The organism is Jannaschia sp. M317, from assembly GCF_025141175.1.
Taxonomy (GTDB): Bacteria; Pseudomonadota; Alphaproteobacteria; order Rhodobacterales; family Rhodobacteraceae; genus Jannaschia.
Genome location: NZ_CP081155.1, coordinates 2,335,908 through 2,353,318, shown reverse-complemented (window position 1 = coordinate 2,353,318; position 17,411 = coordinate 2,335,908). Strand labels below are relative to the sequence as shown.

The window sequence follows — 17,411 nt, the reverse complement described above, 5'->3', positions numbered from 1 at the left end:
CCGCCTGGGCTGCCTCCCTGGCCCAGGCCCCCGGTCCCCGACAATTCCGTCGGGGACCGACCAACACACCGCCGCAGCACATTAGAGATGGACATGACATTCCTGGACCGCACCGACACCCTGCCCGACCCGCACCACGACCCTGCCTTTTATGACGGCGTCCTGACCAAGCGCGGCATTGCCTGGTTGATGGACGTCACCCTGATCACCGTGCTGACCTTTCTGGCCGGGATCGTGACGCTATCGGCGGCGTGGTTCCTTTGGCCGCTGACGTTCCTCGTGATCGGTTTTCTCTACCGTGTGACCACCCTGTCCAACCGCTCTGCCACGCTGGGCATGCGCGTGATGGGGATCGAGTTGCGCGACCTGCATGGCGACCGCTTCGACGGGTTTACCGCCGCGCTGCATGTGATCGGCTACTATGCGTCGATGTCTTTCGTGCTGCCTGCGCTGGCCTCTATCGCGGCGATGTTCGTGACCGACAAACGCCAGGGCCTGACGGACCTTCTGCTGGGCTCGGCGGCGATCAACCGCCCGGGCTGAGCGTCCGCCTCCGGGACATCTTAACGAAATATTTACGACAATCCGGGCCTTTTGGTCCGGATTGATGCGTTTGTGCGAACCAGCACGCCCAGACCATTGCCCATTGTTGCCGAAATCCGTTGACCTGAGGTGTGCTGCCTCTAGGCTTCGGATGTACCCAAGACGGAAGCTCGACCCCGATGCGCCACAGCCTGCCTCTGACGCCACAGTTCTACGTGACCGCCCCGCAGGGCTGCCCCTATCTGGACGGCAGGCGCGAACGGAAGTTGTTCACCGCACTGCAGGGATCCGGCGCGTCCGAGCTGAACGACAAGCTTTCCAAACAAGGCTTTCGCAGGTCGCAGAACGTGCTCTATCGGCCCAGCTGTGCCGACTGCAACGCCTGCCTTTCGGCGCGGATCAGGGTCGACGACTTTTCCGCCAACCGGTCGCAGCGCAAGGTGCTGCGTCGGAACACCCACCTGCGCCGGGAGGTGACATCGCCCTGGGCCACAGAAGCGCAGTTTGATCTGTTCCGGCACTACCTGGAAACACGGCATGCCGATGGCGGTATGGCCGATATGGATATCTTCGAATTCGCCGCGATGATCGAGGAAACCCCGATCCGAACGCGCGTGATCGAATACTGGGACGATCGTCCCCTGGCCGAGGGGGGCAAGGCCAAGCTGCGCGCCGTCTGCCTGACGGACGTTCTCGATGACGGGCTGTCGATGGTCTATTCCTTCTACGACCCGGATGTGCCGCAGGACAGCCTGGGCACCCATATCATTCTCGATCATATCGAGATCGCGCGCGAGGCGGGCCTACAGTTCATCTATCTTGGGTACTGGGTCCCCGGCTCTCCAAAGATGGGATACAAGGCGCATTTCAAGGCGCTGGAAATCTACAAGCACCGCACGTGGCAACCGATTGGCGCGCCCGAAGATCACATCGCGGAAATCCATCCCCTGTCGGTCGAACCGATCGCGGAACAGGTCGCGCAGATCGCCCTGCCGTCTGCTGCGGACTAGAAGATCCCCTGACACATTGCGGCCCGCCCCCTGGCCGGGATGCCAGACAACGGCGCGACCGTTTGCGCGGGGCTTGGCGCGCGGGTCCGTCTACTCCGCCGCGGCACGCAGAAGGTGGCTGATCGGAGCGACGGCCACGCTGTCCGACCGGCGGCCAAGCGCCCAGGAAAACAAGGCCGTCACCGTCTCTGGGCGAGACCGCCCGACGACGATGGCGCTGCCGTCCTGGGCCGCCTCAAAGGTCGCGCGGTCCAGAAAGCGTGTGATCACCGTGGCGCGTTCATTTCCCTCGTCCAGCACGCGGTAGACGGCCTGCGCCGGCACGCCTTCGCGCAGGGCCGTGTTCACCGCCGTGTTGAGGCCGGTGCCGTAGGCGACAAAGCCCATGCCCGCTTCTTCCAGGGGCGGCAGCAGAGCCGCCAAGGCAGAGCGGTTGGACGCAAAGCCGCCGCCTGCGCGGTCCAGCACGCCGACTGCCTCGGGCACTTCGGCCTGGGCCCCCGCCAGCGCGATCTCCACGTCCTGCGCGCCCCCGCGCAGCGCCAGCGCATCGGCCAGCATCAGCACCTCGTAGCCTGCCGCGCGGTAGGTTGCCGCCGCCTCATTGGCGCCGGGGGTCGACGGGTCGACGGCAAAAGTGACGGGGAAATCAAATCCAAGCAGCGTCTCGCGTGGCATGGTGCCGTCGGGGTCGTCGATCAGGATGATCGAGAACAGCGGCAGGCCCTCCGGGTTTTCGAAAGGCGCGGCATGGGCGAGCAGAGCGCGCGTGTCGGTGGGTGTCGCTGCCTCTTCTGGCGCGGATGCATCCACGCTTTCGGCGTCCACCTCCCGCGCGCTGTCGAGAATGATGCGGCGCGGCAAGGTGGGGGCGACCTGCTCCTCCGGGGCCTCTTCCTCGCGGTCGACCTCCAAGGGGTCTTTCACCAGCGTGACATCCGGCGCGGCGGGCTCGACAATCGGCTCCGGGGGCTCTTCGGTCTGGGCGGGAATGGCTTCGGTGACGGGATCAGGCGCGTTCGGGTTGTCCGGTGCCTCGTCCGTCAGGACGATCTCGCGGAATGTCTGCGGCGCTGATTCGATGACTTCGGACGGGCGCAGCGGGGCTTCGCCAGCTTCGGGTGCGACGACGCTAGCGATTGCCTGGCTGGCCTGCGGCAAGCCTGCGGTCGCGGTATCGGGCGTGGGCGCGGTGGCTGGCGCGTCGGTGCCCGGCGGCACGACGCCCGACTGAACGACCGCGATGTCCGCGTCGGTGCCGGGTACGATCGGGTCAAGATCTTCGCGCGGGCGATTGAACTGGCTACCTGCGGGCAATGGCACACCCGCGGTCGGGGCGGTCGCATCGACGGCCTTGCCTGCGGGCGCATCAGGTTCGGGCGTGGGCGCGACCGCTGCCGTTTCGGGCGCGGAAACCCGGTCCGGCAAGGGGTCGGGACGCTGAGGCACGCTGTCCTCGGCCCCCTCTATCACAGGTTGTGCAGGCGGAGCGCTGGGCGGAGGTGCCACGCCCCCGCCGACGTCGGGCGATGGCGTCAGCAAGGACACGGTGCCCAGCAGAACCGCCGACAACGCCAGCGCGCTGCCGCCCCCCAACAAGAGCCCTCTGACCAGTCCGTTCATCGCCGCTTACGCCCCCGCGCCTCCGCATGTTGAAAACATGCGCACTTCCGTATCTTGACCCTGCCCCCGGCCCTTGGGCATGTATAGCCCCGACGTGCCCGGCTTGGCACCCCCGATGGCGCGCCCCAAGGAGGGACCGGCTTGCTTCTGCTGATAGACAATTACGACAGTTTCACCTGGAATCTCGTTCACTACGTCGCCGAATTGGGTGCCGAGGTGAAGGTGGTGCGAAACGACGCGCTGACCACGCAGGACGCGATGGGGTTGCGGCCCGACGGCATCCTGCTGTCGCCCGGCCCCTGCGACCCCGATCAGGCGGGCATCTGCCTGCCTTTGGTCCATGCCTGCCTGGAAACGGGGACGCCGCTGCTGGGCGTTTGCCTGGGGCATCAGTCGATTGGTCAGGCATTGGGCGGCAAGGTCGTGCGCGCCGGTGAAATCGTGCACGGCAAGATGGGCCGGATGCTTAACGACGGCACCGGGGTCTTTTCGGGCCTGCCAGAGGCATTCAACGCCACGCGCTATCATTCACTGATCGTGGAACGGGAAAGCCTGCCGGACACCCTGGCCGTCAACGCGGAACTGGAGGATGGCACCATCATGGGCCTGCGTCACAAGGAGCTGCCCATTCATGGGGTTCAATTCCACCCCGAAAGCATCGCGTCAGAACACGGGCATGCGCTGTTGAAGAATTTCCTCGACCTGATGCCGGTGGCCGCATGACCGATCTCAAGGCGCTGCTGAACGCCGCCCCCGACCGCCCCTTGACCCCGCAGGAGGCCGAAGCGGCCTTTGCCGCTTTCTTCGACGGGGCCGCCACGCCGGTGCAGATCGCGGGCCTGCTGATGGCACTGCGCACGCGCGGCGAGACGACCGAGGAAATCGCCGCCGCCGCCGCCGCCATGCGCGCACGCTGCAACGCCGTGACGGCACCAGAGGGGGCGATGGACATCGTCGGCACGGGCGGCGACGGCAAGGGCACGCTCAACATTTCAACCGCGACGGCCTTTGTGGTCGCAGGCGCGGGCGTACCGGTGGCCAAGCACGGCAACAGGAACCTGTCGTCCCTATCTGGGGCTGCTGATGTGTTGACCCAGATGGGTATCAACGTGAACGTCGGTGCGGATGTTGCTGAAAAGGCTCTGAAAGAGGTTGGCATCTGTTTCATGATGGCCCCGATGCACCACCCTGCCACTCGCCATGTGATGCCCGTGCGCTCGGAACTGGGCACGCGGACGGTGTTCAACATTCTGGGCCCCCTTACCAACCCTGCAGGTGTCAAGCGTCAGCTGACCGGGGCTTTTTCGCCCGCCCTGATCCGGCCAATGGCCGAGGTGCTGGGACGTTTGGGGTCAGAGACCGCCTGGCTGGTTCATGGCAGCGATGGTACCGACGAGATCTCGATCGCCGGACCGACCGCCGTGGCCGTTTTGGAAGATGGCCACGTGAGCGAGCGTAAAATCACGCCGGACGACGCGGGCTTGCCCACGCACCCGTTCGAGGCGATTCTGGGCGGCGAGCCGGAGGAAAACGGCCGCGCCTTCCGGGCGTTGCTGGATGGCAAGACCGGGGCCTACCGTGACGCGGTCCTGTTGAATTCGGCCGCAGCACTTGTGGTTGCGGGGCATGTGAAGACACTGCCGGAAGGCGTTGAAAAAGCGGCTATTTCCATCGACACCGGGGCCGCGCTTGGCAAAGTGACGGCCCTCGCGCAACTCACCTCGGAGGCAGCGGAATGAACGCGCCCACCATCCTGGAGAAGATCAAGTCCTACAAGTTGGAGGACGTCGCCGTGCGCAAGGCGGAGCGTGGGCAGGACGCAATCGAAGCAGCCGCGCGCGCCGCCGACCCCGTGCGGCCCTTTGCCGACGCCCTGCGCGGCGCAACGGCGACCGGTTACGGTCTGATTGCTGAGGTAAAGAAAGCCAGCCCATCCAAGGGTTTGATCCGCGCAGACTTTGACCCGCCTGCCATTGCAACCGCCTATCAGGACGGTGGCGCGACCTGCCTGTCTGTCTTGACCGATGGCCCCTCTTTTCAAGGCGACGATGCTTTTCTGATCGCGGCCCGCGCCGCTGTGGATCTGCCGGTTCTGCGCAAGGATTTCCTGTATGATCCGTGGCAGGTGGCCGAAAGCCGCAGCCTCGGGGCGGACTGTATCCTGATCATCATGGCCAGCGTGTCGGACGAACAGGCGGCCGAGTTGGAGGCCGCAGCCTTCGATTGGGGAATGGATGCCCTGATCGAGGTCCACAACCAGGACGAGTTGGAACGCGCGGCCAGGTTGAAGTCCCCACTATTGGGAATAAACAACCGTGATCTCAATACCTTCGTCACCGATCTTCAGGTTACGCGCGACCTGTCACGCCGCGCCCCCGAAGACCGGCTGCTGATCTCTGAAAGCGGGCTGTTCGCCCCCGACGATCTGTCGGATATGGCCCGGCACGGCGCACGCTGCTTCCTGATCGGCGAAAGCCTGATGCGGCAGGATGACGTCGCTACCGCGACGCGGGCCCTGCTCGCCAATCCTCTGGTGCCGACCAGATGACCGACCTGACCCACTTCGACGCCACAGGCGCGGCGCATATGGTCGATGTTTCCGCCAAGGCACATACGGACCGTCAGGCCGTGGCCGAGGGCTCCGTCACGATGACCGCTCAGACCTTGGCGCTTGTCACGGGTGGGACAGCAAAAAAGGGAGACGTCGCTGGCGTCGCGCGGCTGGCCGGCATCATGGCCGCCAAACGCACATCCGACCTGATCCCGTTGTGCCATCCGTTGCCCCTGTCGAAGGTCTCGATCGAGGTCACGCCTGACCCAGATCTACCCGGATTGCGCCTGACGGCGACGGTCGGCACCAGCGGTCAAACCGGCGTGGAGATGGAGGCCCTGACCGCTGTGTCCGTGGCCTGTCTGACCGTCTATGACATGCTGAAAGCGGCGCAAAAGGACATGGTCATCGGCCCGATCCGTCTGTTAAAAAAGACGGGTGGCAAGTCGGGCGATTGGCATGCCCCCTCATGATCTCCGTCGCAGAGGCGCAGGCTCATCTCCTTGAACTTGCGCCCCTTCTTCCGACCGAAACTGTCCCCCTGCGGCATGCCGCCGGGCGAGTCCTGGCCGACATTGTGCCCGCCCGCCACGATCAACCGCCCTTTGCCGCCTCTGCCATGGATGGCTATGCCGTCACCTCGCACGGGCCGGAGCCCGGAGACAGTTTTGTCGTCATAGGCGAGGCTGCGGCCGGTCGTCCCATCGCGCGACCAGTCAAGCCGGGTGAGGCGGTGCGGATTTTCACCGGTGCGGCCATCCCGAACGGCGCGACACATGTTCTGATCCAGGAAGATTGCGACCGCGACGGCGATACAATCTCTGTTCTGCCCACTGTCGGCACCGGTCGCAACATCCGCCCCGCCGGGGGCGATTTTCGTATCGGGGATACGCCGGTGCCGCTGGGTATGGCATCGGCGCGGCAAATCGCCCTTCTGGCGGCCATGGGCGTCGACCGGGTGCCTGTCCGTCGCAAACCAACCGTCGCGATTGTCATGACGGGGGACGAATTGCGCCTGCCCGGAGCGTCCTTGGCACCCGGTCAGATCGTCGCATCAAACGGGTACGGCTTGGCTGCAATGCTGGAACGCGCGGGGGCCCAGGTGCGCCTGCTGCCGATCGCACGCGATACGGCGGACAGCCTTGCCGCAACGCTCGACCTGGTCGCCAAGGTGGATTTGCTGGTGACCATTGGCGGTGCTTCGGTCGGAGATCACGATCTGGTCGCGCCGGCGCTACGCGAATGGGGGGTAGACATGGCGTTTCACCGGATCGCCATGCGTCCGGGAAAGCCTCTCATGGCCGGACGACGGGGGACAATGGCGGTCATTGGGCTGCCTGGTAATCCCGTGTCAGCAATGGTTTGCGGGACAGTCTTCATCTTGCCGATGATCGCCGCAATGCAAGGTCTGCCCACGCAGCCCCCTCGCCACCAAAGGCCGCTTGCCGCACCGATCGGGCCCAACGGCCCACGGCAACACTACATGCGTGCGCGACGGACCGAGACCGGCGCAGTTCACGTGTCCGACCGCCAGGACAGCAGCCTGCTGACGGTTCTGGCAGAAAGCGACGTGCTGGTGATCCGCCCGGCGCATGACGGTCCGAAAGAGGCTGGCGCGCCAGTCGAAACCATTGATCTCGACTAGTCCGGCACTGCGTTAACCCTCTGGCAAGCATTTGATCGCATTCTGGTCTTGCGGGTGACATTTGTTGACACAAAACCGGAACCTAACTAGAACAAAAACAGATTAGCGAGAGCACGGGGACCCTGGACATGCTGACGCGCAAGCAACGCGACCTATTGGCCTTTATCCACAAGCGCGTGCAGCGCGATGGGGTGCCGCCGAGTTTTGACGAGATGAAGGATGCGCTGGACCTGCGGTCCAAATCCGGAATCCACCGCCTGATCACCGCACTTGAGGAACGAGGATTTATTCGACGGCTGGCCCATCGGGCCCGCGCGATCGAAATTACCCGCTTGCCAGAGGACATGATGCAGGGGGCCAGCTTTGTGCCGCGTGTCGTGGACGGGTCGCGGGACGACACGCCGAAAGCGCCGGGAGGCGCGCGCGCAGTCAAGATCGACGCGGTCGAGCTGGCTGTCATGGGCCGGATCGCCGCAGGTGTTCCGATCGAGGCGATTAGCGAAGTGGCCAGCCATGTGGCGGTTCCCGGCCAGATGCTTGATCGGGGCGGTGACCATTACGCGTTGGAGGTCCGGGGCGATTCGATGATCGATGCCGGGATCAATGACGGCGATGTGGTCGTGATCCGCGAACAGGATACGGCGGACAGCGGCGATATTGTCGTGGCTCTGGTAGATGACAACGAGGCCACGTTGAAACGCTTCCGCAGATCCAAGGGGATGATTGCGCTGGAGGCGGCCAATCCGGCCTACGAAACCCGCATGCTCCCCGAAGACCGGGTCCGCGTGCAGGGACGGCTCGTCGGGTTGATCCGCAGCTATTGAGGTGACGGTTGGCCTGGGACCCAGGGGCGTCGCCCTTGGGTCTCGCGCGCGGTAACCATACGCCACGGCGGGGCATACCCGTCGTTTTCTGACCCGTATAGCGCGATGGCTCCTGTATTCCGCAGGGTGCGTTCTTCGAAGATGCGGCACCCCGGCACGGCAGCGTCGACGCGTACGGGTGTGACCAACCAGCCGCCGCGTTCCGCGCATTCCTCCAAGGCCGTCTGGAGACCTGTTTTCCCGCGGAGCGCCCAGATGTCGGGCAAGCCTTTCAGGGGTGGCGCGCGCGTGGCGGCCTCTGCCTGGGTCTCCCCATCTCCATCGTTCTCGAGCCAGACAGAGGCAACGAAACCCGCGCCGGTGTCGCGGCTGAGGTGACGGCCCTGCAGGGTCATGGTCCCGACGAGCCGTCCGTCCGAAGAGATAAGCAGCGCGGGTCTGGGCGAGGTTGCCCACAGGCCGAGCGCCAGCCCGAACAGCGCAAGGCCAATCCCCCGCCCAACGGTCCGGGCCGCCCCGAACAGAGCCATCGAAAGCCCAAGCAGCGGCAAGACCACAACCTGTGGCGCGGGAACATGGCTGACCGCCCCCGGCAAACTTGCGATCCATTCTGCCACCCAGACGATCCAGGCGATGCCCTGACCGGCCAACCAAAACGGTCCCGCTTCCAAGCCCAAGGGCCAAAGTATCAGTCCGATCAACAGGAGCGGCATGACAAGAGTGCCCATCGCTGGCACCGCCAGGAGGTTCGCCAGAACACCCAACTGTCCCACCCGATTGAAATGCAACGCCGCAAAAGGCGCCGTCGCCGCGCCCGCCACGATAGACGACACCAGCAACGACAGGATCGCCCCGCGCCATCCCTTGAACCACGGGGCCCAGGCATCGTTCTGACGCAGGCGGGTCAGCGCGCGGAAGGCAATCACCAGAGCCCCGGTTGCGGCGAATGACATCTGAAATCCGGGGCCCGTGATGCTTTCGGGGCGCCAAAGCAGCACGATCAACGCCGCGATGGCGACGGAGCGGAGCGACAGTGCCTTGCGCCCCAACAGGATCGCGCCCAGCATGACCACAGCCATCACAAAGGCGCGCTGCGTCGCGACGCTGCCGCCCGACAGGAACAGGTAGAACAGCGCAAAGGGCAAGGCCACCGCCGCCGCCCAGGCCCGTGTCGGGTGACGCAGGGCAACGGCGGGCCAAAGCGCCAGTCCGCCGCGCGTGGCCCAAAAGACGAAGCCGACCAACAGCCCCATATGCAGCCCGGAAATCGCCAGCAAGTGCGCCAGATTCGACACGCGAAGGGCCTCTACCACTTCGGCCGACAGGCCGGATCGGTCGCCTGTCGTGATGGCGGCTGCGATCTCTCCGCGCTGGCCGGGCAGGCTTTCGCGCAGACCGGCGCCGATGCCTGCGCGCATGCGGTCTATGATCAGAGCCAAACCGCCGTCAGCCGGACCCGATTGCAACAACGGCAGGCGGCTGTATCCGATGGCCCCCAGTTTCTGGAACCAGGCGTGGCGCTGAAAATCGAAGCCCCCCGGTTCTGCCGGTCCGTTTGGACCTGACAGATGCGCGGTCGTCATCATGCGTGCGCCCGGTTTTGGCGCGACCGGACCCGGGCCGTGCATTGAAAGGCGAACCCGTCGCGGGGTGCGGTCAGGGGCAAAGCCATCCAGGCGAACCTGATCCAGGGTGATGCGCGGCGCGCCAGATGCAGAACGGTCAAGTTTAACCACCCGCCCCTCGACCGCGCCATAGTATCGGAATTCGAGAACCGGCCCCGCCACGACCTGCGTTCGCAGCGCGGCAACCAACAGCCCCGCCATCAGCGCGGCGGCAAACAGGGCAAGGAGGCCCACCCCCTGCCGGAGCCACCATCCGAGCAGGACCAGCAAGACCACGCAAACCCCGACCGCGCCGATCTGCGGTGCGCTTGGTTCCACGGGCAAGGCGAAATACCCACCAACGCCCGTGCCGAAACAGGTCGCCCCCCAAAGCAGCCTGCGCCCGCGCAGACCGTGACAGGCCAGCACGATGGCCCCGCGCAGGCGCGACCACGACGTCGGAGACGCGACGGGTGGGTCCATCACCTTGTTCTTCGACCTCCTGCCCAATAGAACGCCCCGAAGCTTGGCCGACGTGTGGTTTACAAATGGTTAACCAAGTGCTGCCAAACCCTGCCCATCCCTTCGGAGACCCGCATGAACGCCCCTGTCGTCACTCGTTTCGCCCCTTCGCCCACCGGCTATCTGCACATCGGGGGCGCGCGCACCGCGCTGTTCAATTGGCTTTATGCACGGGGTCGGGGCGGGAAATTCCTGCTTCGGATCGAGGACACGGACCGGGCGCGATCGACCGAAGCGGCAACGCAGGCCATTTTCGAAGGTCTGACCTGGTTGGGGCTGGATTGGGACGGCGATGCCGTCAGCCAGGCCGAGAATGCACCGCGCCACGCCGAGGTCGCGCATCAGATGCTGGCCAAGGGGCACGCCTACAAGTGTTTCTCCTCTCAGGAAGAGATCGAGGCCTTCCGCGAAGCGGCGCGGGCCGAGGGCCGCTCGACACTGTTTCTCAGCCCCTGGCGCGACGTGCCTGAAACCGACCACCCCGATGCCCCCTTCGTGGTCCGGCTGAAGGCGCCGCGCGACGGCCAGACGGTGGTGCGAGACCGGGTTCAGGGCGATGTCACGGTCCGCAACGACCAGCTGGACGACATGGTTCTGCTGCGCTCGGACGGGACGCCGACCTATATGTTGGCCGTCGTGGTGGATGATCACGATATGGGCGTGACCCACGTGATCCGCGGCGACGATCACCTGAACAACGCGGCACGTCAGGCGCAGATCTATGCCGCGATGGGTTGGGACGAACCGGTCTGGGCGCATATCCCCCTGATTCATGGGTCGGACGGCAAAAAGTTGTCGAAAAGACATGGCGCACTGGGCGTCGAGGAATACGCCGGCATGGGTTACCCGGCCGAAGCGCTGCGCAACTATCTGACGCGCCTGGGCTGGAGCCATGGGGACGATGAGTTCTTTGACGATGCGCAGGCGCGGGAATGGTTCGACCTGGACGGGATCGGCAAGGCCCCTGCCCGCCTGGACCTCAAGAAGTTGGAGAACCTCTCCGGTCAGCACCTGAGCGCCATGCCGGATGCCGATGTGACCGCCGCCGCCTTGGACTTTGCGCAGCGCGATGACCGTCCGGCCCCCGATGCGGTGCGACTTGCCGCCGCCGTTCCCCTGGTCAAGGAGGCCTCCAAAACCCTGCCGCAACTGCTTGATCGTGCGGGTTTTGCGCTGGCTGATCGCCCGATCGTACCGGATGAAAAGGCAGCCAAGGCGCTGGACACTGTATCCCGTGGTATACTGAAAGAATTGACGCCGCACCTGCAAACTGCTAGCTGGTCGCGAGACACGTTGGAGGGCATCGTCGGTGCCATGGCCGAGGCAAAGGGCCTTGGTCTGGGCAAGCTGGCCGCACCGCTTCGCGCGGCCTTGGCGGGCCGCACGGCAACCCCCAGCGTTTTCGATATGATGCTCGTCCTCGGACAGGCAGAGACCCTGGCCCGTGTCCAAGATGCGGCCACCGAACCCGAGGCGCAGGACAGCTAGATCCAAAAAGACAGCAGCAAGAACGCGCAGGATATCAAAGGGCTGCGGGGTATTCCCCTGCCGCCACCCGACGAAAGGACGACCATGGCCGACACCGATAAGACAGCGACCCTGAACATCGCCGGACAAAGCTACGACATGCCGATCCATTCGCCGACCGTGGGGCCCGACGTCGTCGATATCGGTAAGCTTTATGGTCAGGCTGGCGTGTTCACATACGACCCCGGCTTCACCTCGACGGCTGCCTGCGAGTCAGCGATCACCTATATCGACGGCGCCGAGGGTGTCTTGCTGCACCGCGGCTATCCGATCGGCCAGCTGGCCGAAAAGTCCCACTATCTGGAGGTCTGCTATCTGCTGCTCTACGGGGATCTGCCGTCGGCTGCCGAGCTGGAGGATTTCGAAAGCCGTGTGACCAATCACACGATGATCCACGAGCAGATGCATAACTTCTTCCGTGGGTTCCGGCGGGATGCGCACCCGATGGCCACGATGGTCGGTGTTGTCGGGGCGATGTCTGCCTTCTACCACGACTCCACGGATATCAACGACCCGTGGCAGCGCGAAGTCGCCTCCATCCGGCTGATTGCCAAGATGCCGACGATTGCCGCTATGGCCTACAAGTATTCGGTCGGACAGCCGTTCGTTTATCCCAAGAACGACCTGGATTACGCGTCCAACTTCCTGAACATGTGCTTTTCTGTCCCTGCGCAGGAATACCACGTCGATCCGATCCTGGCCCGTGCCATGGACCGTATCTTTACCCTGCACGCCGATCACGAGCAGAACGCCTCGACCTCGACCGTGCGTCTGGCCTCGTCCTCGGGGGCGAACCCGTTTGCCTGTATCGCCGCTGGCATCGCCTGCCTCTGGGGGCCCGCTCACGGGGGGGCAAACCAGGCCTGCCTGGAGATGCTGCAGGAAATCGGGACCGTCGATCGCATCCCGGAATACATCGCCCGCGCCAAGGACAAGAACGATCCGTTCCGCCTGATGGGCTTCGGGCACCGGGTCTATAAGAACTTCGACCCGCGTGCGACCGTGATGAAACAGTCCGCAGACGAAGTTCTGGAACTGCTGGGCGTTGAGAACAACCCGACGCTTCAGGTTGCGAAAGAGCTGGAAAAGCAGGCGCTTGCCGATCCGTATTTCGCCGACAAGAAGCTGTTCCCGAACGTCGATTTCTACTCTGGCATCATTCTGGAGGCGATGGGTTTCCCGACGTCGATGTTCACCCCGATCTTCGCCCTGTCGCGGACCGTGGGCTGGATTTCGCAGTGGAAGGAACAGCTGTCCGATCCGGCGCTCAAGATCGGTCGCCCGCGTCAGCTTTATACCGGGCCGACGCAGCGCGACTATGTCGACGTCGAAAGCCGCTGATCCGCGACCGCGATGAATTGCAAAGACCCGGCCATCTGGCCGGGTCTTTTTAGTTACAGGTATCGTGCGGCGGTTTCCCTTCGGGGCACTGCAGTGACCGATTGATGGCTGATTTACGCGGTGCGCGTGCCAAAGACCGGCCTGGGCCGGACGTTCTGCCGCGACTGGAAACAGACTGTCGCCGGGCCACCTCTCCTTAACTTTTTCGTAATGTGATAGGATGTCCCTGCGCGTGGGGGCGTGTCGGTGAAAGAGTGCCTGCGATGTCTGCATCAGATGGGGTGGCCTCCGGGGGGGGGCGTTGCCCGTTTTTGGCCAAGTTGGAGGAAATGCCCCGCCTGACCGAGGCGCGGTACGACGACGCTTTGGGCGCGCTCTACCAAGGGGCCGACCCGATGGAGGTTGCGTCCCGGCTGTTCGATCAGGACGCCTCCGACCCGGCGGAGTCCGGGGTCAGCGCGCTGTTCACCACTTGGGGCCAGTTTCTCGACCATGATCTGAGCCTCACACCCGAAGGTGACCAAGAGGTCATGGACAACCCCGCCTTTGCCCATGGTGTGGGCCGCTCTGCCGTGATGGAGGGCACCGGGGACGATGAACCGCGCGCCTATGGCAACGCGATTACCTGGCAGATCGACGGTTCGATGATCTACGGATCCAACACGGGCCGGACGGACGATGTGCGCGCCTTCGAGGGGGGGCGCCTGGACATGTCGCAAGATGCGACCTCGCCTTATGGCCTGCTGCCGCAGACCAACCCACAGATGATCATGGCCGGCGAGATGGAGGGCGAGGAAGCCGTCTATCTGGCCGGCGACGTGCGTGCGAACGAGAACCCAAACCTTCTTTCGCTGCATACTTTGTTCGCACGCGAACACAATTACTGGGCCGATCGCCTGGCCGAGGAGCACCCCGATTGGGACGACGAGCAGCTGTTCGAAGGGGCCCGCGAGATCGTGGAATATGAGCTGCAGGCAATCACTTACGGCGAATGGCTGCCCCTCCTGATCGGCAATGCCGTGCCCGAGGACACGGCCCACGACCCCGACGTCGATGGTCAGGTCGCGTTGGAGTTCTCGACCGCCGCGTTCCGGTTCGGTCATACGATTGTCGCCTCTCGGTTGGACCGCGTAAACGACGACGGCAGCGAGGCCGAGGGCGGGCATCAGGCCCTGATGGAGGCGTTCTTCAACCCCGAACTCGTCCGCGAGCAGGGCATTGATGCCTATCTGCGCGGCATGGCCGGGCAGGCCGCGGAGGAGCTGGACACCAAGGTCGTAGACGACTTGAACTTCTTCCTGCAAACCCCTGACGGTGTTTCAGGTTTCTCTCTTCCGGCGTTGAACCTGATGCGGGGTGCGGACCACGGAATGGACAGCTACGTCTCGGTCCGCGCGCAGCTGTTGGGCGATATCGATCCGGCGACCCTGGACCCACAAGATTTCTCGATCGTCACCAACGACAGCGCCCTGCAGGCCGAACTGGCGGCCGTCTATGACGACGTCTTTCAGGTCGATCTGTGGGTGGGTGGCCTGGCCGAGGACAAGGTCGCGGCCACGATGATGGGGCCGCTTTTCACGCATATCATCTCTGACCAATTCACGCGGACGGCCCAGGGCGACGAAACCTTTGGCACGCTGAACGAGGACCTGGGGGATGCGATCCTGGCCGAGGTCCGCGCCTCGGGGATGAAGGACGTGATCCTGCGCAACTCCATGGTGGACCACATTCAGGACGATCCCTTTCTGATGGAAACCCGCACCCTGACCGAGGTTCTGGGGATCAAGGGCACCGACAGCAACGACACGCTCGACCTGACCGCGAAGGATGTTCGGGGCGATGTCGTGGCCGGCCACGGTGACGACGACGTCACGGTCATCGGCGGCAGCCACGTCGACGGCATGGTCGATCTGGGCAGCGGCGACGACAGCTTTTCCATGACGTCCGGCAGTGCGTCGGGCATGGTGATGGGCGGCGCGGGGGATGACGATCTGACCCTTGGCGGAACCGCGCAGGTCGCAGATCTCGACGCCGGGGGCGACGACGACTGTGTCACCCTGACCGACCGCGCCGAAGCCGGGTCGGTGACCACCGGCAACGGCGACGACCGGGTCACCCTGTCTGGTCAGGCACGGGTCGGTGCGGTGCGGACCGGCAACGAGGATGACATCGTCTGGGTCGGGCCGGATGCGCAGGTCGACTTGATCGAGCTGGGCAACAGCGACGACGCCTTGCATCTGGACGGCGGCGGTGTGTTGCGCGTGGATGGCGGAAATGGGCTGGACCGGCTGACCCTTGGCAAGGGGGCCAAGGTCGCCTTTGACGACGGATCCGACACCGACGGCGTGATCACCTGGGCCGACGGTCAGGTTACGCGATTCGAATGCTTCGAGGTCGCACCCTGCTTTACGCCCGGTACCTTGGTCGTGACCGCGCTGGGCAAACGACCAATCGAGACGCTGCGCCCCGGTGCCCGCGTTCTGACGGTGGACCACGGCCTGCAACCGATCCGATGGATCGGCCGCACGACGGTGCCCGCGCGTGGGCGGTTTGCGCCGGTTAGGATCGAGGCGGGCGCGTTGGACAACCGCGCGCCCCTGATCGTGTCGCCCCAGCATCGGATCGTCCTGACATCCGCCTTGGCCGAGGTGATGTTCGGGGATGCCGATGTTCTGGTGCCGGCGATCGCGCTGACGGGTCGCGACGGCATCGCCCAGGTCGAAGGCGGCGCCGTGGATTACATCCACATCCTGTTCGATACCCACCAGATCGTGCTGGCAGGCGGCATCCCGTCAGAAAGCTTTCACCCCGGCCCCCAGGCGATGTCGGCAATCGCCGCAGAATCGCGCTCAGAGGTCCTGACCCTCTTCCCGGAGCTGCACGCCCAAGGCTATGGCCCGGACGCGCGCCCTGCCCTTCGCGGACGCGAAGCGCGGCTGCTTGCGCGATTGATGACCTAGCGGCCGTTCAAGCCGTCGTAGTAAGCCTGCAGGCGTTGCAAGGCGATGCGCAGGACGATCTTGCCGGACCGTGCCGACCAGCCCATGCGCTTTTCCGCGGCCTCCAGCCCTTCGAGGAAGCAGCAGACGCGCAAAACGACATCCCCCAGGCCAGGGCCAAGCGCGCGCAGCGCGTCCGACACCCGCTTGCGCGCCGCATCCGGGCCGCCGACCGGATCGCTCGCCCCCATCTGACCCCGGTCCCCCGCCGTCAGGAACCGATCCCAGTTCTGGCCCACGCGCGGCCCCATCTGGGCCTTTTCGAAGTCCTCGCGCAGTCGTTCGCCGGCCACGACCAGCTCCATCGACAGAAAGGGTTTGCCGCCCCGGTCCTTTTTGCGGGCCAGCATGCCCAATGGCGATTCCGACAGGTTGACGCGCAGCGTCTCGGCCCCCCGATCGCCAGGGATGACCCTTTCGCCCATCTCCATGTGCTGGGTCAGGAAGGGGCTGGGCGATTCGGCCATGCCGCGCGCCTCTACCCTTTTTTGCAGCGTCTCTCCCAGCAGCCGCTTCAGCGCGGCGCGCCCGGCGTCGGTGATCCGGTATCGGGTGACGCGGCCCGCCTTGTAGCAGCTGACCCAATCCTTCAGGACCATGGCCTGCGCGACATTGCGCGGCAGCGTGGCGGTGCGCGTGGGCGTGTCGCCCGCGTCGCGCAGAACAACGGCCTGCGGCATTCCCGGACCGACAGCCAGAAAGCTGTCGGCCTCGCAAAGGCGGCGCAGCACGCGGCGCGCTTCGCGATTGAGGGTATCATCGTCGATGAGGGCGGCGCTCTGAGGCATGGCTGACATTGCGGGGGGTCCCTTCGCGTGTATTTGAGTCTGGCCCAGTCCTGCGGCCTCTGCGAGCCGGTCCAGGACATCGTCTACCAGCGGATCGTCACGGCTTTGCTCGACCCGCCGCACCTGACGCAGGACGGTCGACGCCGCGCAGCCCCGGTCCAACGCCACCTGCCGCAATGGGCGACCGCCGCAGGCATGTTCCAGATAGGTGCGCGCGGCTTCCGGCACCCAATCGGGGAACATGGCGACCGGTGGGTCCGAGGCGGTAGGCGATGTCATCAGAGGCTCCGACGAGCTGTGGAAAACACCGTCAGATCACCCCTGATTGGTTACCAAGAGGTTAATCTTATCCACAACCGACACAAATGTTTCCAAACCGTAAACACTGCGACACGCCCGTTCTCTGCATCCTGCTTTCACGCAACGCCCCCGGT

General features: G+C 64.8%; 14 protein-coding genes. 11 read left to right on the top strand and 3 right to left on the bottom strand.

What is annotated here, in order from left to right:
* Positions 1-93: 93 nt before the first annotated feature.
* Complete coding sequence (locus K3551_RS11985) at positions 94-543, top strand: RDD family protein (RefSeq protein WP_259913445.1); 450 nt, start codon at positions 94-96, stop codon at positions 541-543.
* Positions 544-722: 179 nt separating this feature from the next.
* Positions 723-1,553 carry an arginyltransferase gene (locus tag K3551_RS11980; protein ID WP_259913443.1) on the top strand — a complete coding sequence of 277 codons (831 nt, stop codon included), beginning with the start codon at positions 723-725 and terminating at the stop codon, positions 1,551-1,553.
* Positions 1,554-1,643: 90 nt separating this feature from the next.
* Here the strand turns inward: K3551_RS11980 and K3551_RS11975 are convergent, their stop codons facing one another.
* Positions 1,644-3,176 carry a divergent polysaccharide deacetylase family protein gene (locus K3551_RS11975; RefSeq protein WP_259913441.1) on the bottom strand — a complete coding sequence of 511 codons (1,533 nt, stop codon included), beginning with the start codon at positions 3,174-3,176 and terminating at the stop codon, positions 1,644-1,646.
* Positions 3,177-3,317: 141 nt separating this feature from the next.
* Here K3551_RS11975 and K3551_RS11970 point away from each other — a divergent pair, with 141 nt between their 5' ends.
* The 6 genes from K3551_RS11970 to lexA all read left to right on the top strand — a co-directional run bounded on the left by K3551_RS11970 (position 3,318) and on the right by lexA (position 8,196).
* Positions 3,318-3,899 (top strand): aminodeoxychorismate/anthranilate synthase component II, encoded by a 582-nt coding sequence (locus K3551_RS11970; RefSeq protein ID WP_259913440.1) that lies wholly within the window; start codon positions 3,318-3,320, stop codon positions 3,897-3,899.
* Positions 3,896-4,915 carry an anthranilate phosphoribosyltransferase gene (trpD, locus tag K3551_RS11965; RefSeq protein ID WP_259913438.1) on the top strand — a complete coding sequence of 340 codons (1,020 nt, stop codon included), beginning with the start codon at positions 3,896-3,898 and terminating at the stop codon, positions 4,913-4,915. The genes K3551_RS11970 and trpD overlap by 4 nt, the downstream gene beginning before the upstream one ends.
* Positions 4,912-5,724, top strand: coding sequence for an indole-3-glycerol phosphate synthase TrpC (trpC, locus tag K3551_RS11960; protein WP_259913437.1), 813 nt, complete (start codon positions 4,912-4,914; stop codon positions 5,722-5,724). Before trpD ends, trpC begins: the two co-directional genes overlap by 4 nt.
* Complete coding sequence (gene moaC, locus K3551_RS11955; RefSeq protein WP_259913436.1) at positions 5,721-6,200, top strand: cyclic pyranopterin monophosphate synthase MoaC; 480 nt, start codon at positions 5,721-5,723, stop codon at positions 6,198-6,200. Before trpC ends, moaC begins: the two co-directional genes overlap by 4 nt.
* The gene (locus K3551_RS11950) at positions 6,197-7,372 is read left to right on the top strand and encodes a molybdopterin molybdotransferase MoeA (RefSeq protein ID WP_259913435.1); all 1,176 of its coding nucleotides are present in this window, start codon (positions 6,197-6,199) and stop codon (positions 7,370-7,372) included. Before moaC ends, K3551_RS11950 begins: the two co-directional genes overlap by 4 nt.
* A gap of 128 nt (positions 7,373-7,500) precedes the next feature.
* On the top strand, positions 7,501-8,196 hold the full coding sequence (gene lexA / locus K3551_RS11945; RefSeq protein WP_259913434.1) for a transcriptional repressor LexA: 696 nt from the start codon (positions 7,501-7,503) through the stop codon (positions 8,194-8,196).
* Here the strand turns inward: lexA and K3551_RS11940 are convergent.
* Positions 8,190-10,283: a ComEC/Rec2 family competence protein gene (locus K3551_RS11940; protein WP_259913433.1), complete on the bottom strand. Its 2,094-nt coding sequence runs from the start codon at positions 10,281-10,283 to the stop codon at positions 8,190-8,192. The genes lexA and K3551_RS11940 overlap by 7 nt on opposite strands.
* Before the next feature lie 114 nt (positions 10,284-10,397).
* Here K3551_RS11940 and gltX point away from each other — a divergent pair, with 114 nt between their 5' ends.
* The 3 genes from gltX (at position 10,398) to K3551_RS11925 (ending at position 16,150) form a co-directional block, all read left to right on the top strand.
* Entirely contained in the window at positions 10,398-11,810 is a 1,413-nt protein-coding gene (gltX, locus tag K3551_RS11935; RefSeq protein WP_259913431.1) for a glutamate--tRNA ligase, read from the top strand.
* Positions 11,811-11,894: 84 nt separating this feature from the next.
* Positions 11,895-13,190 carry a citrate synthase gene (gltA, locus tag K3551_RS11930; RefSeq protein ID WP_259913430.1) on the top strand — a complete coding sequence of 432 codons (1,296 nt, stop codon included), beginning with the start codon at positions 11,895-11,897 and terminating at the stop codon, positions 13,188-13,190.
* A 329-nt stretch (positions 13,191-13,519) separates the two neighbouring features.
* A complete protein-coding gene (locus tag K3551_RS11925; RefSeq protein WP_259913428.1) occupies positions 13,520-16,150 on the top strand; it encodes a peroxidase family protein in 2,631 nt (876 codons plus the stop codon).
* On the opposite strand, the gene K3551_RS11920 is transcribed toward K3551_RS11925, so the two are convergent.
* Positions 16,147-17,256 carry a DUF6456 domain-containing protein gene (locus K3551_RS11920; RefSeq protein ID WP_259913427.1) on the bottom strand — a complete coding sequence of 370 codons (1,110 nt, stop codon included), beginning with the start codon at positions 17,254-17,256 and terminating at the stop codon, positions 16,147-16,149. The two genes, K3551_RS11925 and K3551_RS11920, sit on opposite strands and share 4 nt — an antisense overlap.
* Positions 17,257-17,411 lie beyond the last annotated feature (155 nt).